The 23,158-nt window shown below is 47.2% G+C and carries 22 protein-coding genes; 4 read left to right on the top strand and 18 right to left on the bottom strand.

Translation table 11 applies throughout. The features are described 5' to 3' along the window. Nucleotides 1–162: 162 nt before the first annotated feature. A complete protein-coding gene (locus B0681_RS00110; protein WP_078317191.1) occupies nt 163–1,113 on the bottom strand; it encodes a hypothetical protein in 951 nt (316 codons plus the stop codon). 226 nt (nt 1,114–1,339) lie between these two features. Here B0681_RS00110 and B0681_RS00105 point away from each other — a divergent pair, with 226 nt between their 5' ends. Together B0681_RS00105 and B0681_RS00100 are read left to right on the top strand one after the other, a co-directional pair. After that, a complete protein-coding gene (locus tag B0681_RS00105) occupies nt 1,340–2,137 on the top strand; it encodes a methyltransferase domain-containing protein (protein ID WP_078316730.1) in 798 nt (265 codons plus the stop codon). Next, complete coding sequence (locus B0681_RS00100; RefSeq protein ID WP_078316729.1) at nt 2,124–3,011, top strand: DMT family transporter; 888 nt, start codon at nt 2,124–2,126, stop codon at nt 3,009–3,011. Before B0681_RS00105 ends, B0681_RS00100 begins: the two co-directional genes overlap by 14 nt. 44 nt (nt 3,012–3,055) lie before the next feature. On the opposite strand, the gene B0681_RS00095 is transcribed toward B0681_RS00100, so the two are convergent. The 4 genes from B0681_RS00095 to pepN all read right to left on the bottom strand — a co-directional run bounded on the left by B0681_RS00095 (nt 3,056) and on the right by pepN (nt 8,640). Further along, nucleotides 3,056–3,769, bottom strand: a complete 714-nt coding sequence (locus B0681_RS00095; protein ID WP_078316728.1) for a 16S rRNA (uracil(1498)-N(3))-methyltransferase — start codon at nt 3,767–3,769, stop codon at nt 3,056–3,058. Continuing rightward, the gene (locus B0681_RS00090; RefSeq protein ID WP_078316727.1) at nt 3,766–5,106 is read right to left on the bottom strand and encodes a 3-deoxy-D-manno-octulosonic acid transferase; all 1,341 of its coding nucleotides are present in this window, start codon (nt 5,104–5,106) and stop codon (nt 3,766–3,768) included. Before B0681_RS00090 ends, B0681_RS00095 begins: the two co-directional genes overlap by 4 nt. 103 nt (nt 5,107–5,209) lie before the next feature. Then, the gene (locus B0681_RS00085) at nt 5,210–5,914 is read right to left on the bottom strand and encodes a DUF805 domain-containing protein (protein ID WP_078316726.1); all 705 of its coding nucleotides are present in this window, start codon (nt 5,912–5,914) and stop codon (nt 5,210–5,212) included. A 152-nt stretch (nt 5,915–6,066) separates the two neighbouring features. Beyond that, the gene (gene pepN, locus B0681_RS00080) at nt 6,067–8,640 is read right to left on the bottom strand and encodes an aminopeptidase N (protein ID WP_078316725.1); all 2,574 of its coding nucleotides are present in this window, start codon (nt 8,638–8,640) and stop codon (nt 6,067–6,069) included. Nucleotides 8,641–8,928: 288 nt separating this feature from the next. On the opposite strand from pepN, the gene pal reads away from it, so the two are divergent. Both pal and B0681_RS00070 read left to right on the top strand, forming a co-directional pair. Continuing rightward, complete coding sequence (gene pal, locus B0681_RS00075; RefSeq protein ID WP_078316724.1) at nt 8,929–9,441, top strand: peptidoglycan-associated lipoprotein Pal; 513 nt, start codon at nt 8,929–8,931, stop codon at nt 9,439–9,441. A 76-nt stretch (nt 9,442–9,517) separates the two neighbouring features. Next, nucleotides 9,518–10,090 (top strand): 4'-phosphopantetheinyl transferase family protein, encoded by a 573-nt coding sequence (locus tag B0681_RS00070; protein ID WP_078316723.1) that lies wholly within the window; start codon nt 9,518–9,520, stop codon nt 10,088–10,090. A gap of 106 nt (nt 10,091–10,196) precedes the next feature. Here the strand turns inward: B0681_RS00070 and B0681_RS00065 are convergent, their stop codons facing one another. From B0681_RS00065 to B0681_RS00005, 13 genes are all read right to left on the bottom strand, one after another. After that, complete coding sequence (locus B0681_RS00065) at nt 10,197–10,946, bottom strand: hypothetical protein (protein WP_078316722.1); 750 nt, start codon at nt 10,944–10,946, stop codon at nt 10,197–10,199. A gap of 331 nt (nt 10,947–11,277) precedes the next feature. Then, complete coding sequence (locus B0681_RS00060) at nt 11,278–12,045, bottom strand: hypothetical protein (protein ID WP_143821207.1); 768 nt, start codon at nt 12,043–12,045, stop codon at nt 11,278–11,280. Between the two features lie 5 nt (nt 12,046–12,050). Further along, complete coding sequence (locus tag B0681_RS00055; protein ID WP_078316720.1) at nt 12,051–13,010, bottom strand: hypothetical protein; 960 nt, start codon at nt 13,008–13,010, stop codon at nt 12,051–12,053. Beyond that, nucleotides 13,007–13,552, bottom strand: a complete 546-nt coding sequence (locus tag B0681_RS00050) for a type IV pilus modification PilV family protein (RefSeq protein WP_078316719.1) — start codon at nt 13,550–13,552, stop codon at nt 13,007–13,009. Before B0681_RS00050 ends, B0681_RS00055 begins: the two co-directional genes overlap by 4 nt. Beyond that, nucleotides 13,549–14,331, bottom strand: a complete 783-nt coding sequence (locus tag B0681_RS00045) for a ComF family protein (protein WP_078316718.1) — start codon at nt 14,329–14,331, stop codon at nt 13,549–13,551. Before B0681_RS00045 ends, B0681_RS00050 begins: the two co-directional genes overlap by 4 nt. A 70-nt stretch (nt 14,332–14,401) precedes the next feature. Continuing rightward, a complete protein-coding gene (locus tag B0681_RS00040; protein WP_078316717.1) occupies nt 14,402–15,757 on the bottom strand; it encodes a phospholipase A in 1,356 nt (451 codons plus the stop codon). A 151-nt stretch (nt 15,758–15,908) separates the two neighbouring features. Further along, nucleotides 15,909–16,391, bottom strand: coding sequence for a DUF3465 domain-containing protein (locus B0681_RS00035; protein WP_078316716.1), 483 nt, complete (start codon nt 16,389–16,391; stop codon nt 15,909–15,911). Between the two features lie 27 nt (nt 16,392–16,418). Next, nucleotides 16,419–16,877, bottom strand: coding sequence for a hypothetical protein (locus B0681_RS00030; protein WP_078316715.1), 459 nt, complete (start codon nt 16,875–16,877; stop codon nt 16,419–16,421). Nucleotide 16,878: 1 nt separating this feature from the next. Then, complete coding sequence (gene rph, locus B0681_RS00025; RefSeq protein WP_078316714.1) at nt 16,879–17,595, bottom strand: ribonuclease PH; 717 nt, start codon at nt 17,593–17,595, stop codon at nt 16,879–16,881. Nucleotides 17,596–17,706: 111 nt separating this feature from the next. Beyond that, entirely contained in the window at nt 17,707–19,410 is a 1,704-nt protein-coding gene (locus B0681_RS00020) for an AMP-binding protein (RefSeq protein WP_078316713.1), read from the bottom strand. 307 nt (nt 19,411–19,717) lie between these two features. Further along, the gene (locus B0681_RS00015; protein WP_078316712.1) at nt 19,718–21,403 is read right to left on the bottom strand and encodes an AMP-binding protein; all 1,686 of its coding nucleotides are present in this window, start codon (nt 21,401–21,403) and stop codon (nt 19,718–19,720) included. Nucleotides 21,404–21,545: 142 nt separating this feature from the next. Beyond that, nucleotides 21,546–22,778 carry a bifunctional phosphopantothenoylcysteine decarboxylase/phosphopantothenate--cysteine ligase CoaBC gene (coaBC, locus tag B0681_RS00010; protein WP_078316711.1) on the bottom strand — a complete coding sequence of 411 codons (1,233 nt, stop codon included), beginning with the start codon at nt 22,776–22,778 and terminating at the stop codon, nt 21,546–21,548. A 122-nt stretch (nt 22,779–22,900) separates the two neighbouring features. Next, complete coding sequence (locus B0681_RS00005) at nt 22,901–23,110, bottom strand: hypothetical protein (RefSeq protein ID WP_143821206.1); 210 nt, start codon at nt 23,108–23,110, stop codon at nt 22,901–22,903. Nucleotides 23,111–23,158: the final 48 nt, after the last annotated feature.

Raw genomic sequence — 23,158 nt, 5'->3', positions numbered from 1 at the left:
ATCAGCAACGATGATGGTTTTGATTGTAACACAAAATAAACGCGATGGATACCATTTTGAAATATTAATAAATATAAATTTTTTGATTAAAATTTATATAATAAAAGCCTTTTTGAAAAAGGCTTTTATTAATCAATCTTTGATGATTCATCTATCAGCGTATCAATAAGTCTCATTTGACTCGACGATGGTGATGCTAGAGTCGCTCTCAGGTGCAGCAGGTGCTGGTGCAGCCTCTTCACGGCTTGGTGCAGGCGTTGGCGTTGGCTCTGCTGGGCGAGCTTGGTCTGTGGTAGCTCGGTTGGTTGGTGTATTGGTGCTTGGCGTCACAGTGCGCACAGTTTGGCGCTCTTGCGTGCTTGTGCTTGGGGTTCTGGTGGTATTAGTTGTCGGTTGGCTATTGGTTGTTGGGCGCTCAATACGCGATGTCACTGCAGGTGCGCGTTGCTGCGGGGCAGCGCTTGGCACGGTCTCATCAGTAGGTAGTGTCTCAGCTTGGCGCTCGATCACCTGCGGACGCGTCGCCCCAGTCACAGGCGCCATCTGCGGCAAAGTATCAGCCGACGCCACCAAAATATCAGCAACCAGACGGATGGCATTGTGATTGCTGGCGTACATGACGATGTCGCCATTGACCATCTGATAAGTGACTTGCTTGGCGATGATGGTGCCATTATTCAGCTCTACTTGATCTTGATTGGCACGCTGAAGCAATGTTGCACCCGATCTGGCAAAAGCATACTCTGCCGCCACCACATCCTCTGGATTTGGGGTGATGAGTACATCGACCATGCAGCTGTCAGCAAAGTTGGTGGCATTTTGGGTATCGATGCGCACATTATTCAGCTGCTGACCGAAAGCATTTTGGATGGATAGCGCCTGCTCAGGCTCGGTGCCGACCATCTGATTCATCGCTGCGCTTAAGATGGCATCTTTGATGGCAACATCTAAGCGTACTTTTAGCGCTGGATCTTCACAGATGGCGTCAAGCTCTTGTACCACAGGTTCGGCCACGACCACATCAGCGTCATCGCGATTATCCTTGCTACAGCCAATCAAAGCCAAAAGTGCCAATGTTGGCATGCTCATCAATTTTAGGGTAGATTGTTTCATAAATTTGCTCATCAATGCGATCTGTTAAGGCAGCCAACTCAAAGCCACATGCGCTGCAACTTGCGCACTGCATTCAAGCACCGTATTATCTGTGCTATAATGAGGGTTTGGCGAAAATGGCTTATTATAGCATAAGTTTGACTTGACGCCATAGCACAAGCCATCCAAATGCCGCGTGCAGCAGCGATGGATACACTTATTCGTTTAATATTTACAAATCATTAACATGACAGCATCCATCACCGACCGAAATTTTGATCCCATCGCTGACCACTTCGCCAAAAAAGTCTATGGCGGACTCAAAGGTCGCATCCGCTTGGCGGTACTCACACAAGACATCACCGATGCCATCACAGGGCTTAGCCAAACGCTCGGCAGACCACTTCGGGTGCTTGATGTCGGTGCAGGACTTGCACAAATCAGCCTTGAGCTTGCCAAAAATCATCATGTTACTATCAATGACATCTCGGTCAATATGCTTGATAAAGCCAAAGATAGTGCAGCACAGATGCCCATCAATCCTGACAATCTGCGCTTTATTGCTTGCCCTTATCAAGACTTACCGACATATCTTGGCGATGAGAAATTTGACCTAATTCTTTGTCATGCTGTGCTTGAGTGGCTGGGTGAGCCTGAGGCGATTATGGCGTTTTTTGATCAGTATTTGACGGATGGTGGTGCATTGTCGCTTTGCTTTTATAACCCAGCCAGCCTTATTTATCGCAATCTGGTGATGGGGAATTTTTATCAACTTGACACACCACGCCCCGCTGATGATAAGAGTCTAACACCCAATCACCCTGTTGCCCCCGAAGTGGTCGAGTCTTGGCTGGCACAACACGGCTACACCATCGCCATCCGCTCGGGCATTCGGGTGTTTTCAGACTATGCACCGCTCAAGCGTGGCGGACTCAACAACCCTGATGACATCGTCGCGATGGAGCTACGCTATGCAAGACAGATGCCATTTCGCCTGATGGGTCGGTATTTGCATCTCATTGGAGTCAAGCATGACAACCAATAACCGCACACTACTCATCGGCTCGCTACAGGTCATCATGGCAGGGATTTGCTGGGGGACTTTGGGAATTTTTTCGACACAGCTTGGCAGACTTGGACTGGATAGCTTTGCCATCACCACACTTCGCATCGTGACCGCAGGGGCGATGGTGCTTGTACTATTACCAAGCTTGTATCGCACCTTTTTATCCATGCGTACCAAAGAGTGGCTCAGTCTGATGACACAATCACTCATCGGCGTACTTGGGATGACTTTGTGTTATTTTTATGCGGTGAGTCAGGTGGGTGTGAGTATGGCAGTGGCACTACTTTATACCGCACCTGTGTTTAGCCTTGTGCTTGCCAAACTCATCTTAGGGGAACAAATCTCGGTCAAATCTGCTCTGCTTGCCATCATTGCTGTTATCGGTGTGGCGTGCTTGATGGCGGGGGATAAATTTAGCCTAAATATGGGCGTGGTAGTCGGTCTATTATCTGGGCTGTGCTATTCCCTGTACGGCATTCTAGGCAAAAAAGCCATGTCGTTCAATCACTCAACACAGATGGTGTTTTTTAGCTCCGTGGCATTTAGTGCGATTGCACTGCTCTTTTTGCCACAAACTTTTGCCACTTATCAGGCCTTATCCACCTTACCGATACAGGCATGGGCTTATGTCGTTGGGCTTAGTCTGGTTGGCACGATTGCGCCGTTTTTTCTGTATATGACTGCACTGAACAAACTGCCTGCCACGACGGCATCAGTCTTTACCATCATTGAGCCTTTGACGGCGATTATCTTGGCGATTGTGCTTTTGGGTCAGCCACTACTACCCTTACAGATGGTTGGTGTGGCACTGATTATTGGTGCGACTTTGGCAAATGCCTTGGCGCGCCGTTGATGGCTTTGTTGCTCTATCAAGGCAAGTCATCAGCCATCGCCAAATTAATCCAGCCATCGACCCAGTAGCGCATTGACCGCTGCCTCTGTGCGTAAAATGCGACTGCCTAGGCTAACAGCCTGCACGCCGATGCTTTGGAGCAGCTCAATTTCATAGGGTATAAAGCCGCCTTCAGCACCGACGATCAGCACACTTGGCAATCCTGTCTGCACCGCCACCCCAAAACTCGTATCCGCATAAGGATGTGCTACCAATGCCTTGGCATCGCCAATGATGGTAGGTAGCTCATCTTGGACAAAAGGCTTAAACCTTTTTGCCATCACAATCTCTGGCGGCATGGTATCGATGCCTTGCTGTAGCCCTTCGATGATATATTCATCAATTTTATTTAATAATGGCGACCCCCAATAGGATTTGTCGGTGCGGTAGCTATTGATGAGTATGATACGATTAACGCCCATCGCTGTCATGTCCATCACAAGACGACGCAGCACCTTTGGGCGAGGCAATGCCAATATGACCGTAAGATTCAGCTTCGGTGGTGGTGATTTATCTAGACTAAGCCCACCTAGACGGATGCTGTCATCATCCATCTGTGTGATGGTGGCTGTACCGATAAGCCCATGAAGGCAGCCGACCTTTAGGATATCGTCCACGCCTGCACCGAGTACCGTTCGGATATGCGTGATGGCTGCCTTGTCATCTATGCGTGCATGATTGCCTGTGATGCTATTTGGGCTTAATAAGATAATATTCATAATCCACGCCCATCCTGCGTGTGATGTAGCACACTGATAATCTGCTCAAGCTGATGTGTCAGTGCTGATTGTTTGGCGTTGACAAGCTGTTTGCCCTGCTCACCACTCCAGCGATAGATATAAGTCTGCACCAACGCTTCAGCAAGCTTATCCACCACTTGTGCATCTGTAGCGTCCAATTGTGCCAGTGCACCCACTTTGCGTAGCTCCTTGGTCAATAGATGACAATTATCATCATAGCTACCCATGATTATCGGCTTACCAAGGCTTGCTGGCTCAATCGGATTGTGCCCACCCACAGGCACAAATGAACCACCAACCACCGCCACATCACACAGCTGATACCATGCCATCAGCTCACCCATCGTGTCCGCCAGATACACCTGTGTCTGGGCAGTAATGGCATCATTTGCCGAGCGCCTGGCTGTCACCAATCCCATCTCAAGACACAGCTGATACACCGTATCAAAACGCTCAGGATGGCGTGGCACTAGTATCAATAGTGCATGATTCAGCTTAGGATGTGCTATCAGCCCTTGATGTGCCAATAAAGCAAGTCGCTCTTCGCCATCATGCGTGCTTGCCATCGTCCACACCGCTCGGCTGCCTGCGGTATGAATCACATCCGCCGTCGTCTGGGCAAGCTGTTGATTGGCAGGCGTCAAACTACTTTGACTGACCCATTTGAGCGAATCAATCACCACGACCTGCGTATCACTCGCCCCAAGTGCCAAAAACCGCTTGGCAGAGTCGCCATCTTGGGCGATGATTTTATCCAAATTTGCCATCATGCTCTGGCTAAGCTTGGTGAATTTGGCATAGCCTTGATAGGATTTTTCGCTCAGTCTGGCATTGATCATCAGACTTGCAATGCCACGAGTTTTGCAGGTGTATAGTGTATTTGCCCACAATTCAGTTTCGATAAATAGCACCACCACTGGATTGACATGAGCCATAAATCGCTCAATCACAGGCAAGGTATCAACTGGCACAAAGCTATGCGACACCCGTGACTGCTCAATCTCACCTGCAAATAATCGACTCGCGCGCTCAAAGCCCGTCTGCGTGGTACTGCTAATCCATAAACCAAAGCCAGCATCGAGCAGTTTTTTGAGTAGTGGATAGGCGGTATTTAGCTCGCCCAATGACACAGCATGGCACCAAATCACCCCTTTGTCCGTCTTTGGCACAGGCAGATACTGCTCGCCAAATCGCTCAGCAAGCTCACGAGATAGCGTCGATCTATGGCGAGATTTTTTCTTGACCATCATCCGATAGATAGGTGCAAGTAAACGCATCGCTAGGCAATAATATAAAGGCGGACGAACAGCTGTCATAAGTCTAGTCGGTTAAAAATTTTGCTTATTTTAGCATTTTTACTGGCGTTTTTGGCGATAAAAAAGACAGGCAATCACCTGTCTTATCATCAGTCACACGCTTTTATCGCTCAAGTGACTTTGGGTCAGCACCAAATCGATTGTCGCCACGTGTACCTTCGGTACATAGCAAAATCAATAGCCAAATCCCACCAATGAGTGGTACAAGCGAAATCCAATACCACCAGCCAGATTTATCAATATCATGCAGACGGCGCACGGTCAGTGCAATGATTGGCACAATCGTCGCCAAATAAAAAATCGATGCCACTAGTACAAAAAAGTACGACAAATATTCCGAAATCCAAAAAGCAATATTCATCAGCATCGACAAAATGACAGCGACAATGATATAGATGAGCATCGCGCCCCAGTACTCTTTGCGACGCGCACGACCATTGAAATTGGCAAAATTTTTGGTGACTGCTTGCACTGCATAATCTACAAAAGTCGATGGCGTCTCTTTGCTATTGATTTTGACCAAGCTGTTATTGATATCTGTGGCAAATTTATTAAACGAATCATTCACCTTAGAGCCAATCTCATCAAGCTTAACCGCTGACTGACTCTGTGCAGGCACCGCATAAACATCAGGATAAATATCAATCGCCTTGTGTGCATCATCGATATTAAAATCCACATCCTGCCCCACTTTTGGCAAGCTTTGACCATGCCACTGTTCAGCATTGAACAAATAGCGTGTGCCATCACTACCTAAGATCAGGCCACCGCCTTGCGCCACCGAAAAATCTAAAATCTTACCTTTCATCAGATACCCATCATTGTTTTAATCAGTTGTTTAATAAATAAATCATTATAACACTTTTTATAATTAACAACAATCATCCACGACACAAAAGCAAATAAACGATAAAAAAAGACAGGCATACACCTGTCTTTATTTGGGTCACAAACCCGATATCAGCCGTTTAGCATATTGCCCAAAAACTCAAGGACATTTTTGGATTTGGCTTTGGTTTGTAAGCTTTCAAGTTTTTGTTTAATCACAACTTTTGGTTCGCTTGACAATGTCTGCCAACGAGCTAAAGCTGTCAATAGTCGAGCCGCCATGAGCGGATTACTGCCATCGAGCCGCTCAACTGCTGATAGACACAGTGCTACACCCGCTTCGCTCCATAGCTGCACAGGCTTTGCTGCCAAAGTACTAAGCACAGCACGCACACGGTTTGGTGTATTCCAATCAAAATCATCACGAGCCATCAAGCCTGCAATCTCATCAATACTGGTATGGCTTGCTGATGTTTGGGCAGCAAGCCAAGTATCAATCACCAAATCTTCATCGCTAAATCGACTATAAAAATCATCGATAAACGTTTGTTTTTGTTCAAGATTATGATGAATAATCGCTATCAATGCACCCAATCGTTCACTCATACATGATGCGTTTTTGTACTGCTCATACGCCAAAGCATCCGCACCGTCCACGCCTGCCGTCAATGATAAGTCAAGTAGGACATTTTTTAGCAGGCGACGACCACGAGCATCAGGCGTATCGGCATAAACTTCATTACCAAGTGATGCATACCAATCCGATACCACATCAGACAATGCCTGTGCAATCAGCGCTTTGAGCTTATCACGGCGTGCCTTGACCGCCACAGGGTCATAGTCAGTATCATACGCCATCGCAAGCTCTTTTTCGCTTGGCAAATCAAATAGACGCGCAGCCAGCATCGGATCAGTGTCTTTGAGCTTGGTGACAGCGGTTTTTAGTGCATCGGTCAAGATGGCAGCATCATCGCTATTGCCAAACAACCAACGATTCACCAAAGTTTGCAGGGCCTGCCATTGGTTAAAGCCTTCGGTCTCAAATGCCACTAGGCGTGCCAAATCTTCATCCGTATAATTAAAGTCAAGCTTCACAGGTGCGGAAAAATTACGCAGCACCGACACCACAGGGTGCGCACCGTCACTTAGCTGGATACCATCAAAGACAAATTCATCTTGATCTTTGGTCAATAGTAGCATCTGACTTGCCAGCATCTCACCTGTCACACTATCAAAAATCGCTGTATCCACAGGGATAGGCAGTGCAATCGGCGCATCATAATTTGGCACATGGCGAGTGACTTGGGCAAGACTCACCACCACTGTGTCACCATCAATGCGTGATGAGCCTGACAGCACAGGTGTACCCGGCTGACGATACCAAGGCATAAATAGCGACACTCGCTCATCAGCGACAGACAAAGCAGACAAGAAATCTTCAACCGTCACCGCCATGCCGTCATATCGGCGAAAATATTCATCGGTGCCTTGGCGGAATTTTTCTTTACCCAATAAATTGGCAAGCATACGCACAATTTCTGCACCTTTTTCATAGATGGTCATGGTGTAAAAATTGTTAATCTCAACAAAACTCTCTGGTCGGACAGGGTGTGCCAATGTACCTGCATCTTCGGCAAACTGTGCTGAGCGTAGCAATGCGACATCTTCGATACGCTGAACCGCTTTTGAGCGAAAATCCCCTGAGAAACTTTGGTCACGAAATACCGTAAAGCCTTCTTTTAGGCACAGCTGAAACCAGTCACGGCAGGTAATGCGGTTGCCTGTCCAGTTGTGAAAATACTCATGAGCAATCACTGATTTGACATTAAAACTGCGCTCATCACTTGTCGTCTCTGGACTTGATAGCACACAGCTTGTGTTAAAGATATTCAGACCCTTGTTTTCCATCGCCCCCATATTAAACTGACTGGTCGCAACGATCATATAGCGGTCAAGGTCATAAGCACGACCATAATTATCCTCATCCCATTTCATCGCGTCTTTGAGTGCCTGCATACCGACATGGCATTTATCAATATCATGCGCCGATGCATATACTTCTAATAAGACATCACGACCCTCGATGGTGGTGTAGCTGTCACTGAGCACTTCCAAATTGGCGATGACAGCAGCGAATAGATAGCTTGGTTTTTTGGTGGGATCATGCCAAATGGTAAAGTGGCGATCATCACCAACATCACCCGATTCGATCAGGTTGCCATTAGCAAGCAAGGTCTTAAAACGCTTGGGTGCTTCAAGCCGCGTGGTGTACTCCGTCAAGACATCAGGACGGTCAGGAAAATAGGTAATCTTACGAAACCCTTCAGGCTCACACTGCGTCACAAACATCAGCTCATCACCTTGACCTGATTGATATAAGCCCTCAAGCGTGGTGTTGGTCTGTGGCGTGATACGCACCACCGTCTCAATGGTCAACTCATCGGCGGCATCATGCAGTGTCAGACTTTCGTCATCGAGCGTGTACTCATCTGCTGACAACGACTTGCCATTCACACAGATACTTTGTAACTCAAGCGATCGACCAAGCAGCACAAGCTTGCCATCATATCGGCGATGCATCAAAAGCTTGCTATATACCGTGGCATACTCGTCAAATAGCTGAATGTCCAAATCCACTTTTGTGACATCAAAGCTTGGTGGCGTATAATCTTTTAGATAAATTTTGGTGGGTTGTTGGTTTGTCATCACATTACTCAACTGATCAAATAAAAATTACGCATCATACTACCAAAAATCAAGTACGAATGAAAGCATCTCCATGTTTGATGGCTGTATCGCTTATCATTTTATCGCATCAGGCATTGTACTAATGATCCATCATTTTATGCACAGTAATTTGTTTCACTTAGCGTAATAATTTGAAAAATGAATGCAAAAAGTTCTTGTAAAATTGTTGTAAATTTGTCATTATAGTCACATCCATGCAAATATTTGCATCATTCATATCAGATAATTACAAATAAAGGTGTTCTTATGTCACATCTTAAGCTTACCATCGCCTCTGCTGTATTGGCTGCTTTGACCATCACCACAGGCTGTGCCAGCAAATCTGGCGGCGTTGTGGTCGCGCCAAATGCACCGACTGGCTACACTGGTCCTGTATATAACGCCAATGCTCCTTTGGTGGCTAACAGCGATGCCATCAAGGCCGCTGCTGCCAATCTGCCAAGCTTGGTGCATTTTGATTTTGATTCTGATGTCATCAAGCCAGAAGCCGCTGCCATCTTGGATACCCAAGCACAGTTTTTGAGTGCCAATCAGACGGCACGCGTACTGGTCGCTGGCCATACTGATGAGCGTGGCAGCCGTGAGTATAATATGTCACTGGGCGAGCGTCGTGCTGCTGCGGTGCGTAGCTATCTGCTTGGTAAAGGCGTCAATCAAGCCAATGTTGAGATTGTAAGCTTTGGTGAAGAGCGTCCAGTCGCCACAGGTACTGGTGAAGAAGCATGGTCACAAAACCGCCGTGCTGAATTATCTTACTAATTAAGACCTCTGTAAAAAGCTCAAAGTTATTTGGGCTTTTTTTATTACCCAAATATCACCTAGCCATCGTTACATCATGTCGATCATTCATACGCCTTGGATACATTCAATCGGATCTGCCATCATCGCACATGCACGGATGACAGGCGCCGATCAGTCATTGCAATCTAAGGCTGTGCGTGCTTTGCTCGATGTTGTACTGACACATTTTGATCAACAAGCAATATTAGATGAAAGCAGTTTTCCTTATCGGCTGATGGCAAATGGCTATCATAGCTTTGTCAGCTTTAGTCACTCCCAAGACTGCGTGGCACTGATCATCAGCCCCTATCCGTGCGGCATCGATGTCGAGACTCGAGTGATTTCTCAAGCGGTGGCACAACGATTTTTTGGTCAACATGAAAATTTAATCCTGTACTCTTATCCATCAGACACCCAAGCCATCTATCGGCAAATCCTCTGGCAATTAAAAGAAGCTTGGATTAAGCTACATGGCGGTACACTCACACAAGGCATGGGTGTGGACTTTGGACAATATGTGATCGACATTAGTCCAACTCATAGCGGTCAAATAAAGCTAAGTAATGGCCATCAAGCCTTTATTCATCCAAGCCTACAGTTATCAGCAATTTTTCGGTTGGATGCTTAAGGCGGATTTTGGATGGCTTGGATTTTGATAAGAAGTCAATACAATCACCCACAAAAAAAAACGATGCCACACAAGTAGCATCGTTTTGTTCACGATCAGATCGTGATTAGAAGCGGTAAGTTACACCAACTTTAGCGATTGGGAACCAACGCGCGTAATCTTCGCCTTCGATATCGCGTTCAGCTTGTTCAGCGTAAGCTTTTTGAGCAGTTGGTGACAAAGTGCCATCACCATTTACAGCGGTAACAGTCGCATCAGTTTTACCTAGATATGCTGCACCTAGCTCACCAAACACACCCCAGTTGTTGTGTAGGTTTGGACGGAAGCCAACAGTCATGTAAGGAGCAAGTTTGTTGCGATGCTCAACAGTACCTTCAAGTGTACCCAAAGCTTTAGCAGATACATCTTGACCACCGATACGATAGATAGCGCCATTGGTGCTGTCAACAGGGTTAGAACGAACTTGGATATCGTTGTCAGGTACGATGATACCAGCGCCAACAGTGAACCAGTTTGCAGCAGGACGCATTTGAACGCCTAGGTATGGGTTAGAAAAATCAGTTTCAACTTGATAGTTTACGCCGTTAGCGTCAAAGTTGTCGTTTACAGCTTCAGCGATGTCGCCACCAGCCCAACCAGCTTGTAGCTCAACAGTGTCGTTCACTGCCCAAGCAATGTTCGCACCATAACCCAAAGTACCAACTTCAGCGCTTACCGCCGCTGGCTTAACCAAGGTGCTGAAAATGGTACGAGTACCATCAACAACCGCTGCACCTGTGTCAGTCACAACATTTGCCATCGCAGAAGTAGATAGTAGAACTGCAGCAGAAACTACAGATAGTTTTACAGCTTTCATAGCTTTCTCCTAAAAGCGATGTACCCAAACCCAAAACTGCATCCAAGTACATCTTGTTATTGATGGTTACATTTTAATACGATTTCTCGTGTAATGTCACCCCCGTTTTTATGGTGTTTATATGTCTTTGTGTAAACAATGGTTGAGAATTGTACAACCTTTGCGTGACCAGACAGAAAGTTGTTAGCATTGTTACAATTTTTTACAATTTATCAATACCAACCACGACACCACAAAAATTCCGCCTATTCTATCATAACTCTGCCAATTTTTCACTGCTTGCCACAGTTTTTTGTGACTGATTGGCTCATTATCAGCTGATGCAGTCTTTTTATTCACGCACATTGCGCAGATCATAGGTTCTAAGTTTGATGACTGACGCGGTGATGCTGTCAACTTCTGCAGAATCATGTTGATAAACCGATACCAGCCATTCAGCAGCAACCAATTTATACCGTACTCCCTGATCAATCAGACAGCTGGTGATGTGAGCATGCAGCAGTGACTCACCCAAACAAGGCTCGGCTGCCGCCCTATGCTGCGCTGCAATGCCATACATCAAAACATGACGATGCCGGGCTAATACTTTGTGTGATTCATCAGCTGCTTTGGCGTGCATGGCATCATTAGCCTTGGTCAGATGATGTAAATAATGATCCTCACCCACAGGCAGCGCATAGGCCGCCTGCCACACATAGCCTAGACTGTACGCTGGACAGTCTGTCTTGGGTAAGTCATGATGGCCATCACTGATGCCGACACCAAAACTGCGCCAGCCATCGCAGCTTTTGACCATGGGATAATGACTTTCGGGCTGAGAGTTGATCAGCATTGTCAGCCAGCCATCAGGTCGATCGGTGATCATCGTTGATAACTCATGCTCAGACTGCTGCCAACTGGATGCCAGCGCTGTATCGGCAGCGGCGTATAAGGATTGCTGCTCATGATGATAGATGGCGCTGCGTGCATCCACAGCATTTTGGTTGAGTAGCAGCACAGTGGCACCGCTGATCAGCAAGATCACCACCAGCACCATCAATAGGACAAAGCCTGCTTGGGCTGATGGCTGTCGATGGCTGCATCCAAAAAGCTTGGTCATCAGCATCACTCCGCAGGCAAGCTTAAGTCAGTTGCACTCAAGGTGCCAGCATTAACAAAGCTGATCTGCAGCTGATATAGCTTGCGCGGTTTATCATCTGTTAATGACAGCCGCTGGTCAAATATTGGCACATTGTTTTCGGCATTTGCATCTGATAACTCTTGCGCCAAGATGGCAATCTGCACACCATCAATAAGCATCTCAGACTGCACCTCATCCATGCGCCCAACCTGTACAGATTGCGCCTGCTGGCCGATCCAGCGCACCCAAAATCCCTCAATCTCAGAGAGCATCAGCTCTCCTTGATCGCCAAGACCACGAACCTGATTGGCACGGCGCACGCCTCTATCCGTCACAGCGCGATCGATAATGGCACTGGTATAAGCACTGCCAAGTCCGCGTCGATCACGAGTACTGTCTCGCTCGATCTCATCGGTGACATAGCGCGCCGCATCACAACGCAGTGCCAACGAGCCATCAGCCTCTTTATTGACAAAATACCGCTCGATCACCACTTGCCCATCAATCAGCGCCATCTGACCATTGGTCAAACGCGCACGCCGAGGGCCTAAGGCCACGCTGCCTTCACAGTCAAGCATGTCAGCAGGCGCCACATAACGCACGGTGAGCTGATCAGAGGCGATGGTAAGATTACTCGGATGTCTGCCAGCACTGGACAGATGCTTGGTATCGATGCCTGTCAAGCCATGCAACTGCTCGCGATCCCACAGCAGCGCCTGTGGCTGTGATGTCATGCCCAGACCTGCCAGTCTAAGCTGCTCATTCAGGCTTGCCACGCCATAAATATGCTGGTCGATCATCACAGCCATCGACTGTGCTTGTAGCGTCGTTTTTGCTGATTGGGCATAAAATCCAACCGCCAACAGCACCACCAAAGCGCTCACCAGCAGCGCCACCGCCAGCTCCATCAGACTCATGCCCTGCTGTGTATGAACTTGTCTCACAGCCCACCCATCATGATGCAGTTGTTAAGTTTATCATTGACAGCTCTTACCATCAGATGCGGGCAGTTATTCAGTAGGCCACTGGCTTGATCACCCCATGCCGCCACCCAACAGCGCCCTGTCGCACAAGTCGTGACTGATAAAACGATCTTCGATCTGCCAGCCGACTGCGCCGAACGGATCGCCAAACTTCGTGCCATCTCTTGAGGTGTGCAGCCCTGATAACAGTGAATGATCGCTGCATTGGCTGTGCGCTGATAAGCCTCGATACCGCCATCTGCCGATTGGGCGATTTGTCTTAGTGTCTGTGCATAGCTGTCTTTTTGGCTGGATGAGAACGATCGAATGGCATGATAATCATTGCTCATCAGCTGTATCGCTTGGGTGTGAAATGCAGCATCAGTGCTTGTAATCATAAGCCTGCCTTGCACCGATAAAAAACCCATCGCCACGATCGACAATAACAACAAGGCCACCAAAGCCTCAATCAAGCCAAAACCGCGCTCGTCCACGCCATGATGCCTATACAGTGTCTTACTCATGCACGATCAAGCCCAAAATCCGCGCTACCATGCGCCAGACAGACAGAGATGATGCGCAGCTTTGGTGCGTTACTAATTAGTAGTCTGGCTGCACTTGCCACAGTTGATCCTGTCGTCACCACATCATCAAAAATAATCACCTGCCGTGTCGGTACAGCGCTAGTCAAGTAAAAATCCGATTGGGTGTTGGCCAGTCGCTCACTGCGATTAAGTCCTCGCTGATGGCGCACGCCATCATGACGCGCCAGCCCCTGCCACAATGGCAGCTGCCAGTGCCATGATAAGAATTTTGCCAAAATCAACACAGGATTAAAGCCGCGCGCACGGATGCGACTGCTCGTCGTCGGTATCGGTAAAATCACCGTGTCTTTGGCGGTGCATCCGACGGGTTTGGGCAGTTTTGCAAGTACTGCATATAGTGCCAATAATGCGTGCAGATTCTCATGATCTTTAAAATTTTGGATCAAGTGGTTCATCGGATATTGATAATAGCTAAGCGAAAATAAGCGCACATGACTTGATGCCATATCTGATGGCAAGGATGGACTTAGGGGAATCTTGACAATCGGCGGCAGCAGTGGGATGAGTGATTGGCAATGCTCACATATCAAATCGAGCATCGAGCTGCCATGATGAGACTGGGCGCAGATCACACAGCCGTGACGAAATCTGGCCAGCCACAGCGCGCTGTGATGATGCAGCCATCGCGCCACCGCAAGCTTAGTGGTGTTCGATGGTCGATGGCTGATGGCAGAGCTGATATGAGATATGGGTTTCAATGCGCAATCCTTTGCCAATCATGCTGTCGTAATCGATGGCATCTGCTGATCGCGATGCCACAATCGGTGATTACAGCCCCATCCAGTCATTTAGCATCAAACCAAAACCGATGCCAGTGGATTCATGATTATAATCAATCAAAGACTGGCCATAGCCTTGGAACAGCTGAACATAGCCGCTGACGCCTTTGCCCAGCGGTCGCACATAATCCAACTGCAGCGCGCCTTTTCCAGATTTAGGGTTATAGCGCACCGTGCCTGAGACATTGCTATCATCTTGCAGTTGATACAAGAAACGCACATCGCCATAGCCATAATAATCCAAAATGTCAGGATTATCATCTGGTTGTAGATCATTGCCCTCTTTTAGGATGCGCCCCCACAGGCGCGGCATGACGGTCAATCGACCCCATTCCATGCCTGCCAGCAGATAAGCGCGATTCCAAGAGCGCGATAAGTTGTCACTCTCACCATTAGAATGATGCACCGCACCTGCCCCGATCATGCGCAGCTTACCACCCCAAGGCAGATCAGAATACACTGGCTGTGTCAAAAAAATCTCTGGCTGATAGTCATGCACACGAAACGGGCGCGAGTTATCCTCATTATATACCTGCCAATGCGACTGCTGAGTATAGCCCACCCACAGATCTGCATCCGTACCCAGCAAATCCTCAGCTGCTTTTACCTTAACCGACAGCTGAAATTTAAGTTCAGGCGCTCGAAATTCATTACCCGTAAAATGCTCAACCTCGTGGTTTGGTGTGCTTGGGTGGCGGTTTGGTTTACCATTGACAAACAGCGGCAGTACATACATTGGATTGTGTGGACGCGTCGACCACAGCGGCGTATTATTGCGATCCAAATCAAAAGATAAGCTAAGTGGCGTGTATTTTTTGGCCACGCGCTCAATGTTCTTGGCATCTTCATCTGATAGGCCGCCTTGCTCATCACCCGAGAGTGTCACGCTTGGCGCGGTGTCGCTATATACCACCTGGGGATTGCCTTTGATGGTTTGCCAAATGGTCTCACCCAAACGGATCGGGCGTTTATTTTCGATACTGTTTGGTACATCACCGCCTGCCAAAGTATCATAGCAAGCCAAACGCATGGCATCTTGTGTGAGGGTTGAGCAGCTGACAAGCAATGCTTGCTGATCTGGCTTTTGAGCGCTGTCTACTGTCTGAATGCTGGTTACTTTAGTATCAATAACTGTCTCATCGACAAGCTTTGGCTGACTAGGATGCACCTCGATTTTGGTGGTCAGCACTGCCGCTTGGGTCAATGTGGCATCAGGATTGTTTTCAGTTTCTTCAATAAAAGAAACGGGATTGGGAACAGCATGCGCCTGCTGCATCTGCAGGATGCTTAAGCATGCCAATACAGAAGCTGACAATGCAGACAACGAAAGTTTGGTGGTTTTCATGACTCATTACTCGATGGGTGCTGCCAAATCAAGATGGCCTAGGCAGCGGATAAATCTCATTATAATAGCATATCCCGACAAGCAAGCAAAGCATCAACACTGCATTAACCGATCAGCACCATCAGATCACGGCATACAGATGCTGACAGGCTTATTGATAGCGCTGATTTTGGTGCAAAATATACCCATCTTGATGGCGCGCTGCAGGGTCATGATGCGTCCAATGTACCACACCACCTTGATCGGTGTATTCGTATTCACCATAAAACTCAACCCAGTCGCCTTTTTGTAGCGCATCGATGCGCGGTGCCAAGTCAATGTTATGGGCGATTAACACGGTTTGATCATGACCATCGAGATTGACGATGAATTTTTGATGACGACTGCCTTTAAGATCGTCTTTTAGTAAGGCGCGAACCGTACCGCAGCCAGCCACTTGCACATCAGAGCGTGCATTGTGAAAACTTTGATTGATCAGCTGATTGTTGCAGCGCGCCGAGACATCGTTGGCGCTCCTAGATGCTGCATTTTGTGCTTTAGAATCGGTGTCGCTTGGCTGACAACCGCTTAATGCGATCAGTACAGCTGCCATAGCCATCAAAGGCGTGCGCTTTATGTTATCAATATAGTGCATTGATTTGATCCTGTTGATTGATCGTCTTTAGCCATCAGCCATACGAATGCTGACTTTACGACTTTGGATGGATTTGCCTTCCAGCACTTGCTTGGCTACCGCCATCTCTTTATCATCGCCAAAACCTGAAAAACGATACTCAAGCCCACGATCTTTGATGATTAGCCAAGCGCCATCAATGCTCACTTCAGCGGTCTCAGATAGGGTTAAGGATTTATCATCAATGGCAAATCGCTTGGGTGTAAGTCTTAACTCACCAACGCCAAACACATGACGGCGCTTGGCTTGATGGCGTTTGATATTAAATCCAAACATCGCCACCGCAAATACAAACAATGAGCCGATGGCGTACTCAACAGGCATGGTAAAACACACCACAGCCACGATTATTCCAAGCACCAGTAGCCCCACTGACCACCAAAACAGCGGATCACTGCCTTGTCCTGACAGCTGAATACTGACGCCATCATCATTGACTGTCAGCATCTTACCAGCCTAGTGCTTGCTGCTGCGCTTCGATGATTTGGCGGATGCCTGATTCGGCAAGACTAAGCATACTATCAGCTTCAGCTCGGGTGAATGGCTTATCTTCTGCCGTGCCTTGAATTTCGATAAAGCCGCCCGCTTGGGTCATCACCACATTCAAATCAGTATCGCAGGTTGAGTCTTCGGCATAATTGAGATCCAGATACGCCTTGCCATCTTTGATACCCACCGATACTGCACCGACCAAGCCCAGTAGCGGATCTTGGGTCAGTTTCTTTTCTCGTTGTAGATATTCCAGTGCATCAATCAACGCCACCGCAGCGCCTGAGATGCTTGCCGTGCGGGTACCGCCATCAGCCTGGATGACATCACAGTCGATATGGATGGTATTCTCACCAAGCTTGGATAAATCCAGCATCGCACGCAGACTGCGACCAATCAGACGCTGAATCTCTTGGGTGCGTCCTGACTGCTTACCACGAGCCGCCTCACGCTGTGTGCGAGTGCCTGTGGCGCGCGGTAACATACCGTATTCGGCAGTCAGCCAGCCTTGTCCTTGACCCTTAAGCCATCTTGGCACGCCTGCTTCAACACTGGCTGTGCAAAGCACTTTGGTATCACCAAAGCACACCAGTACCGAGCCTTCGGCGTGCTTGGTGTAGTGGCGGGTGAAGCTGATTGGGCGAAGTTCGTTCAATTGTCTGCCATCGATACGCATAATAATCTCTTTTTGGATGATAAAATTTATCTTATTTTAACAAGTTATCCCCAAAAACACAAAACAAAAACCCACCATCATCTGATGGCAGGCTTTTGGGATGATTTCTACTTATTTACTTTCTTCAAGCTTACGCAAGTCCTTACGCAGAATCTTACCGACATTTGATTTCGGTAGCTCGCTGATGAACTCGATGTATTTTGGACGCTTGTAGCCAGTCAAGTTTTCTTTTGCCCATGCACGCACTTCTTCGACTGTGAGTGATGCATCTTTTTTGACCACGAAGATTTTTGGCACTTCACCACTGTGCTCATCTGACACGCCGATGACGCCACATTCTAGGATTTTTGGATGAGCAGTCATCACATCTTCGACTTCGTTTGGATAGACATTAAAGCCCGAGACCAAAATCATGTCTTTTTTGCGGTCAACAATCTTAATAAAGCCCTTGTCGTCCATCACGCCGATGTCACCAGTGCGAAAATAGCCATCAGCAGTCATCACTTTGGCAGTTTCATCAGGACGATTCCAGTAGCCTGGCATCACCTGTGGACCTTTGGCACAGATTTCACCTGGCTCACCCATTGCCACTTCATTGCCATCATCGTCTAGCAGCTTGATATCTGTCGCTGGGAATGGGATGCCGATTTTGCCGGTGTAGCCACCTGGTGGGTTTAGTGTCAAGACTGGGGAAGTCTCAGACAAGCCATAACCTTCGATGATATAATTACCCGTCAGACGCTCCCACGCTTTGGCAGTGTCGGACAAGACCGACATACCACCGCCCAAGGACAGTTTTAGATTGCTGTGGTCAAGTGCGCGAAAACCCTCATCATGCACCAATCCATTAAACAGCGTATTGACCGCAGGGAAAAAGGCAGGACGGTATTTGGCATAGTCTTTACATACCGCTTTAAAATCCCGCGGATTGGTGATGAGCAGCATGCTAAAGCCCATTTTCATACCCAAAAGACCGCACGCTGTGAACGAAAAAATATGATACAAAGGCAGTGCCACGGCGATGTATTGGCCCGATAAGTCTTTTTCAGGGAAGACCTTGCCCACAAAAGGCATACACTGCTCAACATTGGACGCAAGATTGGCATGGGTGAGCATCGCACCTTTGGCGACGCCTGTCGTACCGCCTGTGTACTGCAAGACGGCGATGTCATCAAGGGCAAGCTGCGGACGGTTGTAGCCTGATGCTGGTACTTGATTGAGCGCTTCTTTAAAGCTGATATGCCCTGGGATATTCCACGATGGCACCATTTTTTTGACATGACGCACCACAGCATTGACAATAAAACCCTTAAAGCCAAGCATATCGCCAAGTGTCGCCACAATGACATGCTTAACTTGCCCTTTGTTGGCGACTTTCTCAAAGGTCTGAGCGAAGTTTTCAACGATAAATAACGCCTTAGCCTCGCTGTCATTCAACTGATGCTCAAGCTCGTGCGGCGTGTAGAGCGGATTGACATTAACCAGCGTCAAACCTGCACGGACAACACCAATCATCGTAATCGGATATTGCAAAATGTTTGGCATCATCACCGCCACTTTATCACCCTTAACCAAGCCCAAAGACTGCAAATAAGCAGCAATTTGACGGCTATAATTATCCACATCACGATAAGTCAAAGACGCATCCATGCAAGTAAAAGCAACCTTATCGCCATGCTCAGCAAATGCCTGCTCAAAGACATCCACAAGCGAATTTACATTGCTTGGTAAGCTAAAATCAAACTCAATGCCGTGTTCTTGGTAAGTCTTATACCATGGGCGGTCGGTGGGGATGGTGAAATTTTGTGCGGTCATACTACTTCCTTATGTCTAAAAATCCATCATTTGATACCATGCCGTACACGATGACTCAAATATCGCATACCTCTTAAATCTATCATAAGTTGGTCGGCATGACAAGAATGTTGGCGAATTTTTTAAGAATACAGTTGTAAGCTATTACACCATGTTTTGGATAATTTTCCAAGTAAAATCAATCAAAACCGCCAAAATATTGCAAAATTTTACAAACCGTTCAGAATCCCCCCACCATTCATGAGATCAAAAAAAAGAACACCGTATAAGTACGATGCTCTTGTGATATAACTGGCAAATCTACTGACTACAGCTTTCTAAGCTCTTTTCGTAGGATTTTGCCGACATTGGATTTGGGCAATTCATCCACAAAGGCGATTTGTTTTGGGCGTTTGTAGCCAGTTAAATTTTTCTTCGCCCATGCTTTGATGTCAGCTTCGGTGAGACTGTCGTCTTTTTTGACCACAAAGACCTTAACCACCTCACCGCTATGCTCATTAGGCACACCGATGGCACCGCATTCTAGCACTTGTGGGTGAGCGGCGATGACTTCTTCGACTTCGTTAGGATAGACATTAAAGCCTGAGACCAAAATCATGTCTTTTTTGCGATCGACGATTTTGAAATACCCCTGCTCATCCATCACACCGATGTCGCCTGTGCGAAAATAACCATCAGCCGTCATCACTTTGGCAGTTTCCTCAGGCTGATTCCAATAGCCTTTCATCACCTGCGGGCCTTTGGCACAAATCTCGCCTGCCTCACCCATCGCGACTTCATTGCCATCTTCATCCAGCAGGATAATGTCGGTAGAAGGAAAAGGAATGCCGATTTTGCCGGTATAACTGCCAAGCGGATTAAAGGTCAAGACAGGTGATGTCTCAGACAAACCATACCCCTCAATGATGTAATTGCCAGTCAATTTCTCCCACGCCTCAGCCGTGCTAGGCAATACCGCCATGCCGCCACCAAGTGAGATTTTCATATTGCTGTGATCAAGACTGCCAAAGCCTTTGTGATTGGCAAGGGCATTAAATAGCGTATTCACCGCAGGGAAAAATTGCGGACGATATTTGGCAAATTGCTTGGTCAAATCATCAAAATCTCGCGCATTGGGAATCAGTAGCATCGCAAAGCCCATCTTCATGCCAAGCATGGTCACCATAAACGAGAAAATATGATACAAGGGCAATGCCACCGCCATATATTCGCCATGCTGATACGCCTTATCAAAGCCTGATTTGACATAGGTCATACACTGCTCAACATTGGCAATCAAGTTGCCATGAGTCAGCATCGCACCCTTGGCGACACCTGTCGTACCACCTGTGTACTGCAAAATCACCACATCATCCAGCGTTAGGCTTGGGCGAGTATATGGCAAGTTATTTTTTAAGATATCTTTAAAATTTTTCTTGTTAGGAATACAATAGCTTGGCACCATTTTTTTAAGATGACGCACAACGGTATTAATCACGATGCCTTTGACACCCATCATATCACCGACGCCTGTGGTGATGACATGAGCCACTTGCCCTTTATCTTGCACCTTTTCAAAGGTATGGGCAAAGTTCTCAACGATAAACAATACCTTGGCTTCACTATCTTTGAGCTGATGCTCAAGCTCGTGAGCGGTGTACAAAGGATTGACATTCACAAGCACCAGACCTGCTCGCACAATCCCCATCATCACCGCAAGATACTGCGGCGTATTTGGCATCATCACCGCGACTTTATCGCCTTGATTGAGACCGAGCGACTGTAGATAAGCTGAGATTTTTAAGCTGTGCTTATCCAAATCATCATAGCTGATGTCATAGCCCATAAAGGTGATGGCTTTTTGACCACGGTTGGCACGGAAATTGACATCAAAAAAATCCAGCAAGTTATTCACACCTTCAGGCATGACAAGCTGAATGTCCAAATTATTTTTGCGGTAAGTGTCCTGCCAAGCACGGTCAACAGGTGTGATAAATGCGTTATAATCAGTCATGAATCCATCCTAAAAATTATTCGCCAGTAAGTCAAAATACAAAAATCATCAGCGATAAACAATGTATTTTTGTGAATCTTCACTCATGATTTTTGATTGACAAATGAAGCAAAATTTGGCTTAAGTTTACTTATTTAATATTTTAATTAGTATCACTAATTAATGCAATACAGTCCACAAGCTGTCTTGCAATGGTGGTTTTTGGTGCTTTGGGCAGTTTTTGGGCAGTTTTTTGGTATTGATCAGCAAAAAACACCATCATCGCATTATCATCACTGCCAAAGCCAATGCTGGTATCAGACACATCATTGACCGCAATCATGTCAAGATTTTTGGCGATAAGTTTGCCTTTGGCATAGTTTTCGGTATCTTGGGTCTCAGCAGCAAAGCCAACGGTCAGCACATCAGGATAAGTCTTAGCGATGGTGGCAAGCACATCAGGATTTTTGATGAGTTCTAGCGTCATGCCATCCACGCCATCGGTTTTTTTGATTTTGTGAGCGGCGATGGTTGCCATCTTATAGTCCGCCACGGCAGCGGTGGCGATGAACACATCCGCCGTACGGCAGACATCTAGACATACCGACAGCATCTCATCTGCCGTGCCGACATCAATGCGATGCACGCCTTTGGGTGCTTGCAATGCCACACGCTTACCGCTGACGAGCACCACATCCGCACCAGCATCACGACACGCCGCCGCCAGTGCATAACCCATCTTGCCTGTGGAATGATTGGATAAAAAACGCACCGGATCAATCGGCTCAAGTGTCGCCCCTGCGGTAATAACGACAGTCTTAGCTGCCAATGACTGCGGCAGTCTTTGGCGAGCCACAAACGCCAAAATCGTCTGGCTCAACGCCTCAGGCTCAGGCAATCTCCCTGCCCCGACATCGCCGCACGCCTGCTCACCACTATCAGGATGGATGAGATGATAACCGAAGCGTTGTAGTTTATTCAGATTATCCTGCACAATGGCATTTGCCCACATCTGCTGATTCATGGCAGGTATAATGAGAATCGCTGCATCTGTCGCCACACATACAGTGGTCAATAGATTGTCCGCCAAACCAGTGGCAAGCTTGCCGATGGTGTTGGCGGATGCAGGTGCAATCACAACCACATCCGCCCATTTGGCAAGCTCAATATGCCCCATGCCCTTTTCGGCTTCTGCATCCAAAAGCTGTGTATGCACTTCGTTGCCAGTCAACGCCTGCAAGGTCAAAGGCGTGATAAACTCGCACGCTGCTGCCGTCATCATCACACGCACTTCACAGCCTGCCTTGATGAGCAGACGAGCAAGCACTGCTGATTTATAAGCAGCGATACCGCCTGTGATGCCGAGTAGGATTTTTGGTTTGGTCAAATCAGTCATGGCTGTCGCCTAAAGTACAAATGGGCATATTATAGCGTATTTTGATCACATGGTGGCAATTAATGTGTGTTTGCTTGGTTAAGCAGGGCATCAATACCAATGCAAAAAGTTAAATTTAATCATCACAAATATTCAAACAATTTCTCAAACGTTTTGCTATTTCTAATGCTTAAATTTTTGAGTAATTTTGGGGTAATCACAGGGTGATGGTACAAGCTATTATCTTGATTGCCTGCCCAAAAACAAGCCATCTTGCCAATATATAAACAACCATGCTCATCTTGCCACTGCCCAGTTGCCCAAATAAAGTTATCCACATCAAAATTTGGCATAAAAAATGCCATTTGTCTTTTGAGCGTTTGGGGCTGTACTAGATTAGC

It is taken from the genome of Moraxella porci DSM 25326, assembly GCF_002014855.1.
GTDB classification, from domain to species: domain Bacteria; phylum Pseudomonadota; class Gammaproteobacteria; order Pseudomonadales; family Moraxellaceae; genus Moraxella; species Moraxella porci.
Note: the sequence above shows the minus strand (reverse complement) of the source record. Positions and strands in the feature narration are given on the sequence as shown.